This window comes from Pseudomonas sp. DR48 (assembly GCF_019823085.1).
Classification (GTDB): domain Bacteria; phylum Pseudomonadota; class Gammaproteobacteria; order Pseudomonadales; family Pseudomonadaceae; genus Aquipseudomonas.
In genome coordinates this window covers 397,638-417,107 of the sequence record NZ_CP081946.1, presented here as the reverse complement: position 1 = coordinate 417,107, position 19,470 = coordinate 397,638, and the positions used below count along the sequence as shown (strand labels likewise).

The window sequence follows — 19,470 nt, the reverse complement described above, 5'->3', positions numbered from 1 at the left end:
CCCTTGTTCTGTCAGTCGCCAGTCATTGATCTGGCCAACGCTCAAGGATCTGAAACGTGATTGGACGCTTGCGCGGCACACTGGCTGAGAAACAGCCGCCGCACCTGATTCTGGATGTAAACGGTCTGGGGTATGAGCTGGAAGTGCCCATGACCACGCTTTATCGCTTGCCGTCGGTCGGTGAACCGCTGACCTTGCACACCCATTTGGTCGTACGCGAAGACGCGCAGTTACTCTATGGTTTCTATGGCAAACGTGAGCGAGACTTTTTTCGCGAGTTGATCCGTCTCAATGGTGTAGGGCCCAAATTGGCCCTGGCGTTGATGTCGAGCCTGGAAGTCGACGAGTTGGTCCGTTGCGTGCAGTCCCAGGACACCTCGGCATTGACCAAGGTGCCGGGCGTCGGCAAGAAGACCGCCGAGCGTTTGCTGGTCGAGCTCAAGGATCGCTTCAAGGCCTGGGAAACCGTACCGGCCATGTTTGCACTGGTGCCGAACCAGCCGGGTGGGCCTGATGCGCCAGCGCCGGTCGCCACCGCCGAAAATGATGCAGTCAGCGCGCTGATTTCCCTGGGCTACAAGCCGCAGGAGGCCAGCAAGGCGATTTCTGCGATCAAGGAGAAAGGCTTGAGCAGTGAAGACATGATTCGTCGTGCCCTGAAGGGAATGATTTAAGTGATTGAAGCTGATCGTCTGATTGCCGCCACGCCTGGCCCTCGCGACCGCGAGGAAGTCCAGGACCGGGCGATTCGTCCTGTCAGCCTGGCCGAGTACATTGGTCAGCCGACCGTACGCGAGCAGATGGAGTTGTTCATCCAGGCGGCTCGCGGGCGTAACGAATCGCTGGACCACACGCTGATTTTCGGCCCCCCGGGTCTGGGCAAGACCACCCTGGCCAACATCATCGCCCAGGAAATGGGCGTGTCGATCAAAAGCACCTCCGGCCCGGTGCTTGAGCGCCCGGGCGATCTGGCCGCGCTGCTGACCAACCTTGAGCCACATGATGTGTTGTTCATCGACGAAATCCATCGGTTGTCGCCGATCGTCGAGGAAGTGCTGTACCCGGCCATGGAAGATTTCCAGCTCGACATCATGATTGGCGAAGGGCCGGCCGCGCGCTCGATCAAGCTTGATCTGCCGCCTTTCACCCTGGTTGGCGCCACCACCCGTGCCGGCATGCTGACCAACCCGTTGCGCGACCGTTTCGGGATCGTCCAGCGCCTTGAGTTCTACAGCACCGCTGACCTGGCGACGATTGTCAGCCGGTCGGCAGCCATTCTCGGTTTGCCACTGGATCCGGAAGGCGCTTTCGAAATCGCCCGTCGTGCTCGCGGTACTCCGCGGATTGCCAATCGCCTGCTGCGCCGGGTGCGCGATTTTGCCGAGGTTCGTGCCAAGGGCCACATCACCAAGCCGATTGCCGATCTGGCGTTGAACCTGCTGGATGTCGACGAGCGTGGCTTCGACCACCAGGACCGGCGTCTGTTGTTGACCATGATCGAGAAGTTCGATGGCGGGCCGGTCGGGGTCGACAGTCTGGCGGCCGCCATCAGCGAAGAACGCCACACCATTGAAGACGTGCTGGAGCCGTATCTGATTCAGCAGGGCTATATCATGCGCACGCCGCGGGGACGAGTTGTTACCCGGCACGCGTACTTGCATTTCGGTTTAAACATTCCGTCACGATTGGGCGAGATGCCCGTGGTAGACGAGTTCCTCGATGCCGTGGACGATTAATCACCTTTGCGCGCTGATTTATTCGGAGTTTGCGCGGTCTCAGGACCGTGCTTTCGCCAGAAAGCCGCGAATCAATGAAAAACAGTTGCCTGGCCGGATTGGCAACCTGAGGAGTAAGCACTAGAGTATGCGCGCGCAAAACGGGCTTGAGCCTTTCGCACTTCGTTGTCGCGTTTATTACGAGGACACCGATGCGGGCGGCATCGTGTATTACGTCAATTACCTCAAGTTTATGGAACGGGCTCGAACCGAGCGGCTCCGGGATCTGGGCTTTGCCCAATCGGCGCTGGCAGGGGAGGACCTGTTGTTTGTCGTGCACTCCAGCGAAGCGCGTTACCACGCGCCGGCGCGACTGGACGACGAGCTTCTGGTAAGCGCTGAAGTAATCGAATTGAACCGAGTCAGCCTGCGCTTCAAACAGCAGGTCAGGCGGGCAACGGATAATGTGCTGCTCTGTGAAGGGCAGTTTCTGGTGGCCTGTGTGCGCACTGAAAGTTTAAAACCCCGGGCCATTCCCGAAGCTCTACGTGCGGCCTTTGCCGACGTGAGCGGCGCGGGTACACACTCAAAGCAGGAGATAAAGCGTGGAAGCTAACGTCGTCGACCATTCCTCCATGTGGAGCCTGGTCAGCAATGCCAGTATCGTGGTGCAACTGGTAATGCTGATCCTGGTAGCCGCATCGGTGACCTCATGGATCATGATTTTTCAGCGCAGCAATTTGATTCGTGCCGGTCGACGTGCCCTGGAGAGCTTTGAAGAGCGCTTCTGGTCCGGTATCGACCTGTCCAAACTCTACCGTCAGGCCGGCAGCAACCCTGATCCGGATTCCGGCGTCGAGCAAATTTTCCGTGCCGGTTTCAAGGAATTCTCCCGTCTGCGTCAGCAGCCTGGCGTAGACCCGGAAGCAGTCATGGAAGGCGTGGCCCGTGCCATGCGCGTTGCCATCTCCCGCGAAGAAGAAAAGCTTGAGCAGAGCCTGCCGTTCCTCGCCACCGTGGGTTCCGTAAGCCCGTACATCGGTCTGTTCGGTACTGTCTGGGGGATCATGAACTCCTTCCGTGGCCTGGCCACTGCCCAGCAAGCGACCCTGGCCACTGTGGCTCCCGGTATCGCCGAAGCACTGGTCGCCACCGCGATCGGTCTGTTCGCCGCGATTCCGGCCGTTATCGCTTACAACCGTTTTGCTGCTCGCAGCGAAACCCTGCTGGGCCGTTACTACACCTTCGCCGATGAATTCCAGGCGATCCTGCACCGCAAAGTGCACACCAGCGAAGAATAAGCAGGTAATTTCCAATGGCTTTAATCGCTCGAGCTCGCAAAAAGCGCAAGCCGGTTGCCGAGATGAACGTGGTGCCCTACATCGACGTGATGCTGGTGCTGCTGGTCATCTTCATGGTGACCGCGCCAATGCTCAATCAGGGCGTGAAGGTTGATCTGCCCAAGGTTTCCAGCGAAGCCTTGCCGCAGGACAACAACACCCAGGTCCTGACCATTTCGATCAAGGCTGACAAGACCTACTACTGGAACCTTGGCAGCGAAGTCGACACCGAAAAGCAGCAGGACAAGGCCATGACCTTGCCGCAGATGACCGACGCCGTGAAAAAGATCATCGACTCCGGGAACGGTAACGGTAAGCGTACCCAGGTGTTCATTCGTGGCGATAAGTCCGTAGATTACGGCTCCGTGATGGGCGCCATGGGCGGATTGCAGAAAGCCGGGGTCGGTAATGTTGGCTTGATTACCGAGGCACCCTGATGCAGCAAATGCGAGAGCCGTCCGCCTCGGAAAGCTACTTCTGGCCTAGTGTCTGGGCGATTGTCTTGCACGTGCTGGTGTTCGGCATGCTGTTCGTCAGTTTTGCCTTCACACCGGAGCTGCCGCCGGCCAAGCCGATTGTCCAGGCGACCTTGTACCAGCTGAAATCGAAAAGTCGGGCGACCACCCAGACCAATCAGAAGATTGCGGGTGAAGCGCAGAAATCTGCTGCGCGTCAGACCGAAGTCGAACAGATGGAACAGAAAAAGATCGAGCAGGAAGCGATCAAAGCCGCGGAACAAAAGAAGGAAGACGCGGCTCAAAAAGCCGAAGAATCCAAGAAGGCCGACGAGACGAAGAAAGCCGAAGAGGCCAAAAAGGCTGATGAAGCCAAGAAAGCCGATGAAGCCAAGAAGACCGCCGAAGCCAAAAAAGCCGAAGAGAAAAAATTGGCTGATATAGCCAAGAAGAAATCTGAAGAAGAAGCCAAGAAAGAAGCTGAAGAAGAGGCCAAGAAAGCGGCCGCTGAAGAAGCCAAGAAAAAGATCGTCGAAGACGCGAAGAAGAAAGCCGCCGAAGAGGCCAAGAAGAAATCTGAAGCTGAAGAGGCGAAGAAGAAAGTCGCCGAAGACGCGAAGAAGAAAGCTGCCGCCGATGCTGCGAAGAAAAAATCGCAGGAAGCGTCACGTAAATCCGCTGAAGAGAAAAAGGCCCAGGCCCTGGCAGATTTGCTTTCCGACACGCCTCAGCGTCAGCAAGCCTTGGCGGATGAGCAAGGTGACGAAGTCGCCGGCAGTTTCGATGATTTGATTCGTGCTCGTGCAGCGGAAGGCTGGGCTCGTCCACCTTCGGCACGCAAAGGCATGACGGTCGTGTTGCAAATCGGCATGTTGCCGGACGGTACGGTGACTTCGGTCAGCGTGGCCAAGTCCAGTGGCGATGGTCCGTTCGACTCGTCGGCAGTTGCGGCGGTCAAGAATATTGGACGTTTGACAGAAATGCAGGGAATGAAGCCGAGCGATTTCGCTCCGTATCGTTCATTCAAGATGACATTCACACCTGAGGATCTAGCCTTGTGAGAAACCTTCTTCGAGGAATGCTTGTCGTTATCTGCTGCCTGGCAGGGATAGCGGCGGCGGATGAAAAAAACATTCTGGTCACCAGCGGCAGTGATCGGGCAACCCCGATTGCGGTAGTGCCGTTCGGCTTCCAGGGCGGCACCGTGCTGCCAGACGACATGGCCGAAATCATCGGTAACGACCTGCGTAACTCGGGTTATTACTCGCCGATTCCAAAGCAGAACATGATCAGCCAGCCAAGCCAGGCCAGCGAAATCATTTTCCGTGACTGGAAGGCTATCAGCGCCCAGTACATTATGGTCGGCAGCATCGTTCCAGCGGGCGGTCGCCTGCAGGTTCAATACGCGCTGTTCAACGTCGCCACCGAGCAGCAAGTGCTGGCCGGCAGCGTGTCGGGCAGTGTTGATCAACTGCGCGACATGGCGCACTTCATTGCCGACCAGTCGTTCGAAAAACTCACCGGTATCAAGGGTGCGTTCTCGACACGCCTGTTGTACGTAACGGCCGAGCGTTTCTCCGAGAAGAACACGCGCTACACGCTGCAACGTTCGGACTATGACGGTGCCCGCGCCGTGACCCTGCTGCAATCGCGCGAGCCGATCCTGTCGCCGCGTTTCGCACCGGATGGCAAGCGCATCGCTTATGTTTCTTTCGAGCAGAAGCGTCCGCGTATTTTCATGCAGAACATCGACACCGGTCGCCGTGAGCAGATCACCAACTTCGAAGGCCTCAATGGCGCACCAGCCTGGTCGCCGGATGGCAATCGCCTGGCATTCGTACTGTCCAAGGACGGCAACCCGGACATCTACGTGATGAACCTGGGTTCGCGTCAGATCAGTCGTGTCACCAACGGTCCTGGCATCAACACCGAACCGTTCTGGGGTAAGGATGGTTCGACCATCTACTTCACGTCCGACCGTGGCGGCAAACCACAGATCTATAAAACCAGCGTCGGTGGCGGTGGTGCGGAGCGTGTGACCTTTATTGGTAACTACAACGCCAACCCTAAATTGTCGGCTGATGAAAAGACCCTGGTGATGATTCACCGCCAGGATGGCTTCACTAATTTCAAGGTGGCAGCCCAGGATTTGCAGCGAGGTAGTGTAAAGATCCTCACTGATAGCACTCTGGACGAGTCGCCTACTGTTGCGCCCAACGGCACCATGGTAATCTACGCCACCCGCCAGCAGGGCCGGGGAGTCTTGATGCTCGTGTCCATTAATGGACGCGTAAGGCTCCCGCTTCCTACCGCACAAGGCGAAGTCAGAGAACCTTCCTGGTCCCCTTACCTGAACTGACGCGGCGCTACACGTTGTACTTAACACACTGGGGTTCATTAGGAGTTTCACGATGGAAATGCTGAAGTTTGGTAAATTTGCTGCGCTGGCTCTGGCCATGGCTGTAGCTGTAGGTTGCTCGTCCAAAGGCGGCGACAATGCCGGTCAAGGCGCTGTCGATCCAAACGCTGGTTACGGCGCAAACACTGGTGCCGTTGACGGTTCCCTGAGCGAAGAAGCTGCTCTGCGCGCAATCACCACCTTCTACTTCGAATACGACAGCTCGGACCTGAAGCCAGAAGCCATGCGCGCTCTGGACGTTCACGCCAAAGACCTGAAAGCAAACGGCGCTCGCGTTGTTCTGGAAGGCAACACCGACGAACGTGGTACTCGTGAGTACAACATGGCACTGGGCGAGCGTCGTGCGAAAGCCGTTCAGCGTTACCTGGTACTGCAAGGTGTTTCCCCAGCTCAGCTGGAACTGGTTTCCTACGGCGAAGAGCGTCCAGTTGCTACCGGCAACGACGAGCAGTCCTGGGCTCAAAACCGTCGCGTCGAACTGCGTAAGTAATTCGTCATGCGAACGTGCCGTCGTGCTGTAACTGTTTTGGCTCTCAGTCTCACATCGCTTGCGGTGTGGGCTGCGGTTCCTGTGGTCGATAACAACTCCGGTTATAACAATAGCGGGAGCAGTTATCCGCCTGCGGGTTACGGTACGAACGGCGCCTATGCCGGGGGAGGGGTTTCGGCCCCTGTCTCGGCACAGGGCGAGCTGTTCAACCAACTGCAATCGATGCAGGAGCAGATTTCACGTCAACAGGGCGTGATCGAAGTTCTGCAAAATGATGTAGCGCGCATGAAGCAGGAAAACCTGGAGCGATACCAGGATCTTGATCGGCGCATAGGATCCGGCGTAGCACCAGCCGCGACTCCTGATAATTCTTCCACCGGTGGCAATTTGAATGCCCCCGGTGCAGCAGCCGGCGCAAGTGCAGGAGCGGCAGCCGCAGCCGCGCAAGCACCCGCTGCGGGTAGCGAACCGGCCGATCCGGCGAAGGAAAAGCTGTACTACGATGCAGCCTTCGACCTGATCAAAGCCAAGGATTTCGACAAGGCCAGCCAGGCTTTTGCCGCATTTCTACGCAAATACCCGAACAGCCAATACGCGGGCAATGCCCAGTACTGGTTGGGCGAAGTGAATTTGGCCAAAGGTGATCTGCAAGGTGCGGGTCAGGCTTTTGCCAAAGTTTCGCAGCTGTATCCAAAGCATCCAAAAGTGCCTGATTCGCTGTACAAGCTCGCTGATGTAGAGCGCCGCCTCGGTCATACCGACAAGGTAAAAGGCATTCTGCAGCAGGTGGTGTCGCAATACCCGGGCACTTCCGCCGCTCAACTGGCCCAGCGTGATCTGCAAAAAATGTAGGTCTGTGAGGCTCGTTTTGAAGAAACCCGCGCTTGTCGCGGGTTTTTTCGTTAGAATTCACACCCTTTTTTGAAACACGCTTTTTGGGATCTGCGCGATGGCGGGGTTCCTTGAAGTGCCTGACGGAGGCGGACAGCCTGTTTAGCTGTCATGCCCGTGGCGACTATGCAAGACACATTGAGAATCACCGAAGTTTTCTACTCGTTGCAGGGGGAAACGCGGACTGCCGGGCTGCCCACAGTTTTTGTGCGCCTGACCGGTTGCCCATTGCGTTGCCAATACTGCGACAGCGCCTATGCGTTCACTGGCGGCACCGTGCGCACGCTCGACGACATCCTCGAGCAAGTGGCCGGTTTTCGTCCGCGTTATGTCTGTGTCACCGGCGGCGAGCCGTTGGCCCAGCCGAACGCCATCCCATTGCTCAAGCGGTTGTGCGACGCCGGTTACGAAGTGTCACTGGAAACCAGTGGTGCTCTCGACATCTCGGCGGTAGATTCCCGGGTCAGTCGTGTTGTCGACTTGAAAACCCCGGGTTCGAAAGAAGCGCACCGCAACCGCTACGAGAACATTGAACTGCTCACGCCCAACGATCAGGTGAAGTTTGTCATCTGCTCGCGGGAAGACTACGACTGGGCGGTGTCCAAACTCATCCAGTACGGTCTCGACCAGCGAGCAGGCGAAGTCCTGTTCTCGCCAAGTCATCACGACCTGAATGCACGGGACCTGGCTGATTGGGTGGTGGCGGACAACCTGCCAGTGCGTCTGCAATTGCAGCTGCATAAATATCTTTGGAATGACGAGCCGGGGCGCTGATATGACTGAACAACTGAACACTACTGAAAAGCGTGCGGTCATCCTGCTGTCCGGCGGTCTGGACTCGGCAACTGTCGTGGCCATGGCCCGTGCCGAAGGCTACAGCTGCTACACCATGAGCTTCGACTACGGTCAGCGGTCTCATGCCGAACTGCACGCGGCGGCGCGTGTCGCTCGCGACCTGGGTGTGGTCGAGCACAAGGTGATCGGCCTGAACCTGAACGGTATCGGTGGTTCGGCGCTGACCGATAGCAGCATCGACGTGCCGGAGATGCCGGGCGAAGGTATTCCGGTGACTTATGTGCCAGCGCGCAACACGGTGTTTCTGTCTCTGGCGCTGGGCTGGGCTGAAGTGCTGGGCGCGCGTGACATCTTTATTGGTGTGAACGCCGTGGATTACTCCGGTTATCCAGACTGCCGTCCTGAGTTCATCGAGTCGTTCGAGCGCATGGCCAATCTGGCGACCAAGGCGGGTGTAGAAGGCAATGGCTTCCGTATTCAGGCGCCACTGCAGAACATGAGCAAGGCGCAGATCGTCCAGGCAGGCGTGAAGCTGGGGGTCGATTACGGGCTGACCGTTTCTTGCTATCAGGCCGACGATCAGGGCCGTGCTTGCGGCAAATGCGACAGCTGCCGACTGCGTGCGGAAGGCTTTGCAGCAGCCGGCGTAAGCGACCCAACACCTTATTTTTGATTTATTTTAAATTAGGTGTTGAATAGTCCTTAAAAATCAGTATTATACGCGCCACCACACAGCGGGTCGTTAGCTCAGTTGGTAGAGCAGTTGGCTTTTAACCAATTGGTCGTAGGTTCGAATCCCACACGACCCACCATTTTTGTAGCAGTTTTAAAAGTCTGGAAGGCCCACGCAAGTGAGGATTTCCGGATTTTTTTTTGCCCGCGATTTGTACTGGCCCCCTGGTGGGGCTGCACCGCATGGCACAGGTCAGAATCATCTTTTGCATCCAGCCGATATTCTGTAGCCTTGCGCCTCTTCACCGCTGTCCGTGCCTGATGAATACTCACTCTCCGGCGGTACCCTGAAGGGTCCGGAGCCGGGTGTATACTCGACTTTCGCGCGAATGCGCCTGCAGGTCTTGCAAACATGACGCAGATTTCCGAACGCCTTCTGGTTCAAGCCCACCTCGACGCCAAGCAGCCCAAGCCGCTGACCGCCGATGAGGAAGCTTTCTATCGTGCCGCCATCGCTGCCGAGCTCAAGGCTCAGGACGCGGTGCTGGTTGCTCACTTCTATTGCGATCCGGTGATTCAGGCCCTGGCCGAAGAAACCGGCGGTTGCGTCTCCGACTCGCTGGAGATGGCCCGCTTCGGCAGCGCTCACCCGGCCAAGACCGTGGTCGTTGCCGGTGTGAAGTTCATGGGCGAAACCGCCAAGATCCTCAATCCTGAAAAACGCATACTGATGCCGACCCTCGAAGCGACGTGTTCGCTGGACCTGGGTTGCCCGGTGGACGAGTTTTCGGCGTTCTGCGATCAACACCCGGAACGTACGGTGGTGGTCTATGCCAACACCTCGGCGGCGGTCAAAGCCCGGGCGGACTGGGTGGTGACGTCCAGCTGTGCGCTGGAAATCGTCGAAAGCCTGATGGATAACGGCGAGACCATCATCTGGGGCCCGGACAAACACCTGGGCACCTACATCCAGCGTCAGACCGGTGCGGACATGTTGCTGTGGGACGGTGCCTGCATCGTTCACGAAGAGTTCAAGTCCAAGCAGCTCGAAGACATGAAAGCGTTGTACCCGGACGCTGCGATTCTGGTGCACCCGGAGTCGCCGACATCGGTGATCGAACTGGCAGACGCCGTCGGCTCGACCAGTCAGTTGATTGCGGCGGCGAAGAGTCTGCCGAACAAGACCCTGATCGTCGCTACCGATCGCGGCATCTTCTACAAGATGCAGCAGCTGTGCCCGGACAAGGTCTTCATCGAGGCGCCAACGGCCGGCAACGGCGCAGCCTGCCGCAGTTGCGCGCACTGCCCTTGGATGGCGATGAATACCCTTGAGCGCCTGCTCAAGAGCTTGAAGGAAGGGGCGAACGAGATCTTTGTTGATCCGGCATTGATCCCGCAAGCGATCCGGCCGCTGAAGCGCATGCTCGACTTCACCCAGGCTGCACGGATGAAACTGGCCGGCAACGCCTGAGATCTATCGGCTAGTCACAAATAACCTGTGGGAGCGAGCCTGCTCGCGATAGCGGTGTATCAGTCAAATTGAAGGTGACTGACACACCGCTATCGCGAGCAGGCTCGCTCCCACATTGGTTTTTGTATGCCGTAGTTATTTGGTTTTCTTCGGGATGCGCACAATCCGGGTGTTGGAGTAGATGTCATGCCAGCTGCGTTTCTGTTTATCGAACAGCGACCAGATGAAGCCCAGGCCAACGCACAGCAGCGACGCGATCGACACCACAAACCGCAACAGCGCCTGCCACAGGCTGATGGACGAACCGTCGGCGTTCTGTACGCGGATGCACCACACCTGCATGCCCAGCGTCTGACCGGACCAGGTCCAGAACTTGGCAAAGAAGCCAAACAACACAAACAACAGTACCGTCGACAGCAATGGATCGCCGTCCAGCGCGCCGGCTTCGGTGAGGGCGCGCATCTTGTCTTCGCCGATGATCGCCATCTGGATCATCTTGTACACGCCGCTGGTGACGATCAGCAGGGCGGTACACAACAGGAAGTCATAGAACATGGCTGCCAGGCGCCGACCCAGGGTGGCGGCGGGGAAGTCGCCCTGGGGAGTGAGCAGGTGTTTGGACATCGCAGCCTCTGGACGCAAAAGAAGCCATTTTACGGATTTACGCGCACAAAAAAGCCCCTGATGTCAGCATCAGGGGCTTTTTCGTTACAGAAGATTAAGCTTCTGCTTGTACTTCGTCAGCCTGCATGCCTTTCTGGCCTTGCACAGCAACGAAAGTCACTTTCTGGCCTTCTTTCAGGCTCTTGAAGCCGTTGCCCTGAATGGCGCGGAAATGCACGAACAGATCCGGACCGCTTTCAGGAGTGATAAAACCAAAACCTTTCTCGTCGTTAAACCACTTGACGGTACCGCTCTGACGTTGGGACATTTCTTATTTCCTTTGACGCAAAAAATTAATGACAGTCTCTTTCTCATGAAAGAGTACTGGGGCTGGTTGCAGGAGAGTAAGAAGACGTCGAACGGGATGTAGCTAACTTGTAGGCTACTGCCCAGGTCACGATTCCAAGCGACCCATGCAAACACAGTGAACAAACTCTACGCCAACTACGAGAGAAAAAACAAGCCCCTGTGAAAGGCCCGGTTTTGCTGAGGTTGCGGGTTAGTGCGTTCACTAGCGCGGGCTTATTCGATGAGGAGGTTCAATTGTTTTCGAACGTTATAAGCAAAGTTCATAAACGAAGCTTAGAGCCCACGACATGCACTATTTTATGGCGGTTGCGTTACACATTAGTGCACTGTTAACGCAACCGCGTTACTTATAGAAACAGTCAATCAGCCGCGATAGTAGCGTTGTGCAACAAATGGCATTTTGCTTACAAGCAAAGGCACCTTTTTCCCACGAACGATCGCCCAAACGGGTGTGTCGATGGCGATGTACTTGCTGTCGAGGTAACCCATCGCCAAAGGACCGCCCAAGGTTGGCCCGAAACCGCCACTGCAAACCGTACCGATGATGTCGCCCGCTTCATTGACGATCTCAGCGCCTTCGCGCACTGGAGTGCGTTCCTGGGGCAGGAGGCCGACGCGTTTGCGGCTGACGCCGTTTTGCTGTTGCGCGAATATCGTCTCGGCGCCGGGGAAGCCGCCGGCCCGTGCGCCATCGGCGCGACGTGGCTTGGAGATGGCCCACAACAGGCTGGCTTCGATCGGGGTGGTGTCGGTGTTCATGTCGTGGCCATAGAGGCACAGGCCGGCTTCCAGGCGCAGTGAGTCGCGGGCGCCAAGGCCGATGGCTGCCACTTCAGGCTCGGCCAGCAGGGCGCGAGCCAGGGCTTCGGCGTTGGCCGCCGGCACGGAGATTTCGAAACCGTCTTCACCGGTGTAGCCCGAACGGCTGACAAAGCAGTCCACGCCCAGCAGTTTCACGCGGGTGAACTGCATGAAGGTCATCTTCGCCACTTCAGGTGCCAGGCGCGCGAGCACAGTGACGGCCGCCGGACCTTGCAACGCCAGCAACGCACGCTCTTCGAACAGCGGCTCGATGGTGCACTGATCGCCGATGTGTTGGCGCAGGTGCGCCAGGTCCTGATCCTTGCACGCGGCGTTGACCACCAGGAACAGCTCGTCGTTACCCAGATTGGCGACCATCAGGTCGTCGAGGATGCCACCGGTTTCGTTGGTAAACATCGCGTAGCGTTGCATGCCCACCGGCAAGTCGATGATGTCAACCGGCACCAGGGTTTCCAGGGCCTTGGCGGCATTGGCGCCGGTCAGGCGGATCTGGCCCATGTGCGAAACATCGAACAACCCGGCCTGATCACGGGTGTGCTGGTGTTCTTTCATCACGCCCAGCGGGTATTGCACGGGCATGTCATAGCCGGCGAACGGCACCATGCGTGCGCCGAGCTCGATGTGCAGTGCGTGCAACGGGGTTTTCAACAGGTGTTCGGTGGACATATTCAGCTCCTGAAAAAAGTAGGCAGATGCGCGTGCGCATCAGCACTCGATAATGTTGACCGCCAAACCGCCGCGGGCGGTTTCCTTGTATTTGCTTTTCATGTCGGCGCCGGTTTGGCGCATGGTGCGGATGACCTTGTCGAGCGAGACAAAGTGCTGGCCGTCGCCGCGCAGGGCCATGCGTACCGCGTTGATCGCCTTGACCGAGCCCATGGCGTTGCGTTCGATGCAAGGCACTTGCACCAGTCCGCCAATCGGGTCGCAGGTCAGGCCGAGGTTGTGTTCCATGCCGATTTCCGCAGCGTTTTCCACTTGCTGTACCGTGCCGCCCAGCACCTCGCACAAGGCGCCCGCCGCCATGGAGCAGGCCACGCCGACCTCGCCCTGGCAGCCGACTTCGGCACCGGAGATCGAGGCGTTTTCCTTGTAGAGAATCCCGATCGCCGCAGCGGTCAGCAGAAAGCGCACAACGCCGTCTTCGTTGGCGCCGGGGATGAAGCGCATGTAGTAGTGCAAAACCGCCGGGACGATTCCTGCTGCACCATTTGTGGGCGCGGTAACGACGCGTCCGCCATTGGCGTTTTCTTCGTTGACCGCCAAGGCATACAGGTTGACCCAGTCCAGCACCGACAGCGGATCGCGCAATGAGGATTCAGGGTTCTTGCACAGTTGCCGATGCAACGCGGCGGCGCGGCGCTTGACCTTCAATCCGCCGGGCAGGATCCCTTCGTTGCGGCAACCGGCGGCGACGCAATCCTGCATCACTTGCCAGATTCGCAGCAGTCCGGCGCGGGTTTCCGCTTCGGGGCGCCAGGCGCTTTCGTTGGTCAGCATCACCTGGCTAATGGATAAGCCGTAGGTGGTGCAATGGGTGAGCAGGTCCTTGGCGCTTTTGAACGGGAAGGTCAGAGGCGTGGCGTCTTCGACAATGCGGTCGGCGCCGGCGGCGTCTTCATCGACGACAAAACCACCGCCGACCGAGTAATACTCGCGGCTGCGGATCTGCAGGCCGGCAACATCGAACGCGCGAAAAATCATGCCGTTGGGGTGATAGGGCAACGGTTTGCGGATCATCGCCAGGTGTTCTTTCTCGTTGAACGCAATGCTGTGTTCGCCGAGCAGGTTCAAGCGACCATTGCCGCGAATGTCTTGCAGACGGGCGGCGACGGTTTCGGTATTCACGGTATCCGGGTGTTCGCCTTCCAGGCCGAGCAACACAGCCTTGTCGCTGCCGTGGCCTTTGCCGGTGGCGCCGAGCGAGCCGTAAAGCTCGACTTTGATGCAGTTGGTTGCCGCCAGCAGCCCTTCACGGCGCAGCCCTTCGGCAAAACGCGCGGCTGCGCGCATCGGGCCGACGGTGTGGGAGCTGGAGGGGCCGATGCCAATCTTGAACAGGTCGAACACGCTTAACGACATGGGGGGCTCCTGCGGCGCAGTTGTAAGCTGCAAGCTCCAAGCTGCAAGTAAAAGCAGTTAGCTTTTGACTTTTCGTTTGAAGCTTGCAGCTTGAGGCTCGAAGCTTATAGCTGCTTCTTTTAAGCGTAGCTTTCGATCGACGGGCAGGCGCAAACCAGGTTGCGATCGCCAAACACGTTGTCGACGCGGCCGACCGGTGGCCAGTATTTGCCTTCGATCAGCGACGCAACCGGGTACACCGCTTGCTCACGGCTGTACGGATGCGTCCACTCGCCGACGATTTCCGCGGCGGTGTGCGGAGCGTTTTTCAGCGGGTTGTCTTCCTTGTCCAGGGTGCCGTTTTCCACGGCGCGGATTTCTTCGCGGATGCGGATCATGGCATCGCAGAAGCGGTCCAGTTCTTCCTTGGATTCGCTTTCGGTCGGCTCGATCATCAGCGTGCCGGCCACCGGGAACGACATGGTCGGGGCGTGGAAGCCGAAGTCGATCAGGCGCTTGGCGACGTCATCGACGCTGATGCCGCTGCTGTCTTTCAGCGGACGCAGGTCGAGGATGCATTCGTGCGCCACCAGGCCGTTGCTGCCGGTGTACAGCACCGGGTAGTGCTCTTCGAGGCGACGGGAAATGTAGTTGGCGTTGAGGATCGCCAGTTGCGAAGCACGCTTGAGACCCGCGCCACCCATCATCCGAATGTACATCCAGGTGATCGGCAGAATGCTCGCGCTGCCGAACGGTGCTGCGCAGACCGCGCCTTCCTTGCGTTCCATGGTGCCGTGACCCGGCAGGAACGGCGTCAGGTGCGACTTCACGCCAATCGGGCCGACACCCGGGCCGCCACCGCCGTGGGGAATGCAGAAGGTCTTGTGCAGGTTCAGGTGCGACACGTCGCCGCCGAACTTGCCTGGCGCGCACAGGCCGACCATCGCGTTCATGTTGGCGCCGTCGATGTACACCTGGCCGCCGTTGTCATGAATGATGCCGCAGATTTCGCGGATGCCTTCTTCGAACACGCCGTGGGTCGACGGATAGGTGATCATCAAAGCCGCGAGATGCTCGCGGTGCTCGATGGCCTTGGCGCGCAGGTCTTCGATGTCGACGTTGCCACGGGCATCGCACGCGGTCACCACCACACGCATACCGGCCATGTTGGCGGTCGCCGGGTTGGTGCCGTGGGCCGAGGACGGGATCAGGCAGATGTCGCGACGGTCTTCGCCACGGCTCTGGTGATAGGCGCGAATCGCCAAGAGACCGGCGTATTCACCTTGGGAGCCGGCGTTCGGTTGCAGCGAAATCGCGTCATAGCCAGTCGCGGCGCAGAGCATCGCTTCCAGTTCGTCGGTCAACTGCTGATAGCCGGCGCTTTGCTCGGCCGGAGCGAACGGGTGCAGGGCACCGAATTCAGCCCAGGTGACCGGGATCATTTCGCTGGCGGCGTTGAGTTTCATGGTGCACGAGCCCAGCGGGATCATGGTGCGGTCCAGCGCCAGGTCCTTGTCGGCGAGCTTGCGCAGGTAGCGCATCAGCTCGGTTTCCGAGTGATAACGGTTGAACACCGGGTGGCTGAGGATCGGCGATTGGCGGACCAATGCGGCCGGGAAGGTGCTGACCACGGAAGCGGCGAGGGCGGCGAAGTCCGGCAGGGTTTTGCCGTCGGCGAGCAGGGCCCACAGGGTTTCCACATCGGCTTGCGAGGTGGTTTCGTCAAGGGACAGGCCCAGACGTTCAGCATCGACTACGCGCAGGTTGATTTGCTGGGTGCGAGCCTTGTCGTGCAATGCGGCGGTGTTGGCGCCGGTCTTGATCGTCAGGGTGTCGAAGAAGGTTTCTTGTTCGACGTGCAGGCCGATCGCTTTCAGGCCTTGGGCCAGAATCGCGGTCAGGTGATGCACGCGATTGGCGATCTGCGTCAGGCCTTTCGGACCGTGGTACACGGCGTACATGCTGGCGATGTTGGCCAGCAGTACTTGTGCGGTGCAGATGTTCGACGTGGCTTTCTCGCGGCGGATATGTTGCTCGCGGGTCTGCATCGCCAGGCGCAGGGCCGGCTTGCCGAAGCGGTCTACGGAGACACCGACCAGACGGCCCGGCATGTCGCGCTTGAACGCATCCTTGGTGGAGAAGTAAGCGGCGTGCGGGCCACCGAAGCCCAGCGGCACGCCGAAGCGTTGCGCGCTGCCGATGGCCACGTCGGCGCCGAATTCACCCGGCGGCGTCAGCACGGTCAGGGCCAGCAGGTCCGCCGCGACGGCGACCAACGCGTTGGCGGCGTGGAAGCGTTCGGTCAGTTCGCGGTAATCGAAGACGTCACCGTTGCTCGCCGGGTATTGCAGCAGCGCGCCGAAGAACGGCGTCACGTCGCTCAGTTCACGCTCGTCGCCGACCACCACGTCGATGCCCAGCGGCTCGGCACGGGTGCGCAGCACGTCGAGGGTTTGCGGGTGGCAATGCACGGAAGCGAAGAACGCGTGGCTGCCCTTGTTCTTGCTCAGGCGTTTGCAGAAGGTCATCGCTTCAGCGGCGGCGGTGGCTTCGTCGAGCAGCGAGGCGTTGGCGATCGGCAGGCCGGTCAGGTCGCTGATCAGGGTCTGGAAGTTCAGCAGGGCTTCGAGACGGCCTTGGGAAATTTCTGGCTGATACGGGGTGTAGGCGGTGTACCAGGCCGGGTTTTCCAGCAGGTTGCGCAGGATCGGCGACGGCGTGTGCGTGCCGTAGTAGCCCTGGCCGATGAAGGTCTTGAACAGCTGGTTTTTGCCGGCGATGGATTTGATCAACGCCAGGGCATCGGCTTCGCTCAGACCGTCTTCGAGGCCGAGGACGCTGGTGCCTTTGATGCTGTCGGGAATGACGCTGGCGCTCAGGGCTTCAAGGGAGTCGAAACCGAGGCTGTTGAGCATGGCTTGCTCGTCACCAGCACGTGGGCCGATGTGGCGAGCAATGAATTCGTTGGCGGTCGAAAGGTTTACTTGAGTCATGTCAGCGCTCCTCAGGCTTCGGCGTTGGCTTTGATCAGGCGGTCGTAGGCGTCCTGATCCAGCAGGTTGGCGACAGCCGAGGCGTCGGTTGGCTTGAAGCGGAAGAACCAGCCTTCGCCCAGTGGATCTTCGTTGACCAGTTCCGGGCTGCTGTCGAGCGCCGGGTTCACTTCCAGCACTTCACCGTCGAGTGGCATGTACACGCCGCTGGCGGCTTTTACCGATTCCACGGTGGCGGCTTCAGCGCCTTTGTCGTAGGACTGCAGCTCAGGCAGTTGTACGAAAACCACGTCGCCCAAGGCATTCTGCGCGAAAGCGGTGATGCCGACTGTGACGCTGCCGTCAGCTTCGGTGCGCAGCCATTCGTGATCTTCAGTAAAACGCAATTCGCTCATGGAAACTCCTAAGGGGGCCAGACTCGTCTGGTGGACGCGATGGAATGCTTGGGCAAAAGCCCTGCTTTATGGATGGCTACTAAGCAAGATCGCGGCCAATGTGGTCAAACCCTTATTAATCAATGGTTTGGGCATAAATTTGAGGCGGGCGAATTAAAAGCCTGTAGCGAAATCGCTACAGCTGGAAGCAAAGAAAAAAGCGTAGTGGGATCAAAGCCTTGCACAGCGGTGATCAGAGGAGGGTGTATCGATATCGTTCCGCTGTAGCGCTTTCAGTACAGATGGAGGTCGTTTTTGGAAGAATTTCATAGCAGCACATAACCCTGTGGGAGCGAGCCTGCTCGCGATGAGGGAGTACCAGTCGAAATTAATGCCGAATTTCATACCGCTATCGCGAGCAGGCTCGCTCCCACAGGGGTTTTGTGGTGGTGACGAGATCGGACAATAGCCTATGGCTTATTGGGAATCCCGTACTTGCGCAACCGATGGGCAATGGCGGTGTGGGAAGTCTGCAGGCGACTGGCCAGTTGCCGGGTCGAGGGGTAGCTGACGTAGAGTTTTTCCAGCAGGGTTTTTTCGAATTCTTCCATGGCTTGCTCAAGGCTGTCGACATCGCTGTCGCTCTGGCGCGCCACGGAGGTGCCGGCGATATCGAGGTCGCCGATGTCCACCAGGCTGCTTTCGCAAATCGCCGCGGCGCGGAAGATGACGTTCTGCAATTGCCGCACGTTGCCCGGCCAGCGATTACCCAGCAGCGCTGGATACGTGCCTGGCGCCAGGCGGCAGACCGGGCGCTGGATTTGCGCGCAGGCCTGCTGCATGAAGTAGCGGGCCAGCAGCAGAATGTCCTGGCCACGTTCGCGCAGCGGCGGGACTTCGACATTCAGAACGTTGAGGCGATAGAACAGGTCTTCGCGGAAGGTGCCTTCGCTGACCATTTTTTCCAGGTCGCGATGGGTCGCGCTGAGGATCCGCACGTTGACCTTTACTTCCCGGTCACCGCCCACTCGACGGAAGCTGCCGTCGTTGAGGAAACGCAGTAATTTCGCCTGCAAGTACGGAGACATCTCGCCGATCTCATCGAGAAACACCGTGCCCTGGTTGGCCAGTTCCATCAGCCCCGGTTTGCCGCCCCGTTGCGCGCCGGTGAAGGCACCGGGGGCGTAGCCGAACAGTTCACTTTCGGCGAGGTTCTCCGGCAATGCTGCGCAGTTCAGCGCCAGGAACGGCGAGCTGTGCCGAGCGCTGATGGCGTGGCAGGCCCGCGCCACCAGTTCCTTGCCGGTGCCGGTTTCGCCCTGGATCAACAGCGGTGCATCGAGTGCCGCCACTCGCTGGGCGCGCGCCTTGAGCGTACGAATCGCCGGGGATTCGCCCAGCAGCGCGTCGAAACCTTCGGCGTGATCATGGTGCAACGCGGACAGGCGTTCACCGATGCGGTTGGGTTGGTACAAGGTCAGCAGGGCGCCAGCGTCGGTGATCGGCGTGGCGTCCAGCAACAGGGTCTGGCCGTTGACGGTGATCTCGCGCAGCGGCAGGCGAAAGCCGTTTTCCAGCAGCACATCGAGCAACGCAGGATCGGCAAACAGGTCGGCGACGCTTTCACCGGCTGGTTCGCGACCATATAAAGCGATCAATGCCGGGTTGGCCAGCAACACCTTGCCGGCGCTGTCCAGCGCCAGTACCGGGTCGGTCATGGCGGCGAGCAACGCATCGAGCTGCAAGTGCCGACGCTGACCGGGAAGGATGTCGACCACCGTCATCGTTTGCACGCCGCGCACGCTGAGCAGCGCGTCACGCAGTTCGTCGAGAACCTCTGGACTCAAGGTCGGGGCGTCGATGTAGACGTTTGGCGGCACCATCTCCACCGCATCCAGATTGAGATTGCGCCCACCGAGCAAGGCCAGGACTTCCTGGGTTATGCCGACGCGGTCGATGAAGCTGACGTGGATACGCATGGGGCGGTTTTTTGGTTCTGG

Annotated in this window: 19 protein-coding genes and 1 tRNA gene; 13 read left to right on the top strand and 7 right to left on the bottom strand. The window is 59.0% G+C overall.

From position 1 onward, the window contains the following. The first annotated feature begins 56 nt into the window (after positions 1–56). The 13 genes from ruvA (at position 57) to nadA (ending at position 10,248) form a co-directional block, all read left to right on the top strand. The gene (gene ruvA, locus K5K95_RS01955; protein WP_090187430.1) at positions 57–674 is read left to right on the top strand and encodes a Holliday junction branch migration protein RuvA; all 618 of its coding nucleotides are present in this window, start codon (positions 57–59) and stop codon (positions 672–674) included. Beyond that, positions 675–1,736, top strand: a complete 1,062-nt coding sequence (gene ruvB / locus K5K95_RS01950; RefSeq protein WP_208669605.1) for a Holliday junction branch migration DNA helicase RuvB — start codon at positions 675–677, stop codon at positions 1,734–1,736. A gap of 127 nt (positions 1,737–1,863) precedes the next feature. Further along, entirely contained in the window at positions 1,864–2,331 is a 468-nt protein-coding gene (gene ybgC / locus K5K95_RS01945) for a tol-pal system-associated acyl-CoA thioesterase (RefSeq protein WP_222588172.1), read from the top strand. Continuing rightward, entirely contained in the window at positions 2,321–3,016 is a 696-nt protein-coding gene (tolQ, locus tag K5K95_RS01940) for a protein TolQ (RefSeq protein ID WP_222588171.1), read from the top strand. Before ybgC ends, tolQ begins: the two co-directional genes overlap by 11 nt. A 23-nt stretch (positions 3,017–3,039) precedes the next feature. Further along, on the top strand, positions 3,040–3,492 hold the full coding sequence (gene tolR, locus K5K95_RS01935; protein ID WP_222590266.1) for a protein TolR: 453 nt from the start codon (positions 3,040–3,042) through the stop codon (positions 3,490–3,492). Then, positions 3,492–4,571: a cell envelope integrity protein TolA gene (gene tolA / locus K5K95_RS01930; RefSeq protein ID WP_222588170.1), complete on the top strand. Its 1,080-nt coding sequence runs from the start codon at positions 3,492–3,494 to the stop codon at positions 4,569–4,571. Before tolR ends, tolA begins: the two co-directional genes overlap by 1 nt. Continuing rightward, positions 4,568–5,869 carry a Tol-Pal system beta propeller repeat protein TolB gene (tolB, locus tag K5K95_RS01925; RefSeq protein WP_405046049.1) on the top strand — a complete coding sequence of 434 codons (1,302 nt, stop codon included), beginning with the start codon at positions 4,568–4,570 and terminating at the stop codon, positions 5,867–5,869. The genes tolA and tolB overlap by 4 nt, the downstream gene beginning before the upstream one ends. Before the next feature lie 52 nt (positions 5,870–5,921). Beyond that, positions 5,922–6,419, top strand: a complete 498-nt coding sequence (pal, locus tag K5K95_RS01920; RefSeq protein WP_090187413.1) for a peptidoglycan-associated lipoprotein Pal — start codon at positions 5,922–5,924, stop codon at positions 6,417–6,419. A gap of 6 nt (positions 6,420–6,425) precedes the next feature. Next, positions 6,426–7,271: a tol-pal system protein YbgF gene (gene ybgF / locus K5K95_RS01915; RefSeq protein ID WP_222588169.1), complete on the top strand. Its 846-nt coding sequence runs from the start codon at positions 6,426–6,428 to the stop codon at positions 7,269–7,271. Positions 7,272–7,436: 165 nt separating this feature from the next. Then, positions 7,437–8,084 (top strand): 7-carboxy-7-deazaguanine synthase QueE, encoded by a 648-nt coding sequence (queE, locus tag K5K95_RS01910; protein ID WP_222588168.1) that lies wholly within the window; start codon positions 7,437–7,439, stop codon positions 8,082–8,084. Position 8,085: 1 nt separating this feature from the next. Continuing rightward, positions 8,086–8,778, top strand: coding sequence for a 7-cyano-7-deazaguanine synthase QueC (queC, locus tag K5K95_RS01905; protein WP_222588167.1), 693 nt, complete (start codon positions 8,086–8,088; stop codon positions 8,776–8,778). A 63-nt stretch (positions 8,779–8,841) separates the two neighbouring features. Then, a tRNA-Lys gene (locus K5K95_RS01900) sits at positions 8,842–8,917 on the top strand. A gap of 272 nt (positions 8,918–9,189) precedes the next feature. Next, entirely contained in the window at positions 9,190–10,248 is a 1,059-nt protein-coding gene (gene nadA, locus K5K95_RS01895) for a quinolinate synthase NadA (RefSeq protein WP_222588166.1), read from the top strand. 135 nt (positions 10,249–10,383) lie between these two features. On the opposite strand, the gene K5K95_RS01890 is transcribed toward nadA, so the two are convergent. From K5K95_RS01890 to K5K95_RS01860, 7 genes are all read right to left on the bottom strand, one after another. Then, positions 10,384–10,872: an RDD family protein gene (locus tag K5K95_RS01890; protein WP_222588165.1), complete on the bottom strand. Its 489-nt coding sequence runs from the start codon at positions 10,870–10,872 to the stop codon at positions 10,384–10,386. Positions 10,873–10,966: 94 nt separating this feature from the next. Further along, positions 10,967–11,179: a cold-shock protein gene (locus tag K5K95_RS01885; RefSeq protein ID WP_003175786.1), complete on the bottom strand. Its 213-nt coding sequence runs from the start codon at positions 11,177–11,179 to the stop codon at positions 10,967–10,969. 404 nt (positions 11,180–11,583) lie between these two features. Continuing rightward, positions 11,584–12,708: a glycine cleavage system aminomethyltransferase GcvT gene (gene gcvT, locus K5K95_RS01880; RefSeq protein WP_222588164.1), complete on the bottom strand. Its 1,125-nt coding sequence runs from the start codon at positions 12,706–12,708 to the stop codon at positions 11,584–11,586. Between the two features lie 39 nt (positions 12,709–12,747). Beyond that, positions 12,748–14,124: an L-serine ammonia-lyase gene (locus K5K95_RS01875; protein ID WP_222588163.1), complete on the bottom strand. Its 1,377-nt coding sequence runs from the start codon at positions 14,122–14,124 to the stop codon at positions 12,748–12,750. A 119-nt stretch (positions 14,125–14,243) separates the two neighbouring features. Continuing rightward, positions 14,244–17,096: an aminomethyl-transferring glycine dehydrogenase gene (gene gcvP / locus K5K95_RS01870; RefSeq protein WP_222588162.1), complete on the bottom strand. Its 2,853-nt coding sequence runs from the start codon at positions 17,094–17,096 to the stop codon at positions 14,244–14,246. 11 nt (positions 17,097–17,107) lie between these two features. After that, positions 17,108–17,491 carry a glycine cleavage system protein GcvH gene (gene gcvH, locus K5K95_RS01865; RefSeq protein WP_208669587.1) on the bottom strand — a complete coding sequence of 128 codons (384 nt, stop codon included), beginning with the start codon at positions 17,489–17,491 and terminating at the stop codon, positions 17,108–17,110. Positions 17,492–17,940: 449 nt separating this feature from the next. After that, positions 17,941–19,449 (bottom strand): sigma-54-dependent transcriptional regulator, encoded by a 1,509-nt coding sequence (locus K5K95_RS01860; RefSeq protein WP_222588161.1) that lies wholly within the window; start codon positions 19,447–19,449, stop codon positions 17,941–17,943. Positions 19,450–19,470: the final 21 nt, after the last annotated feature.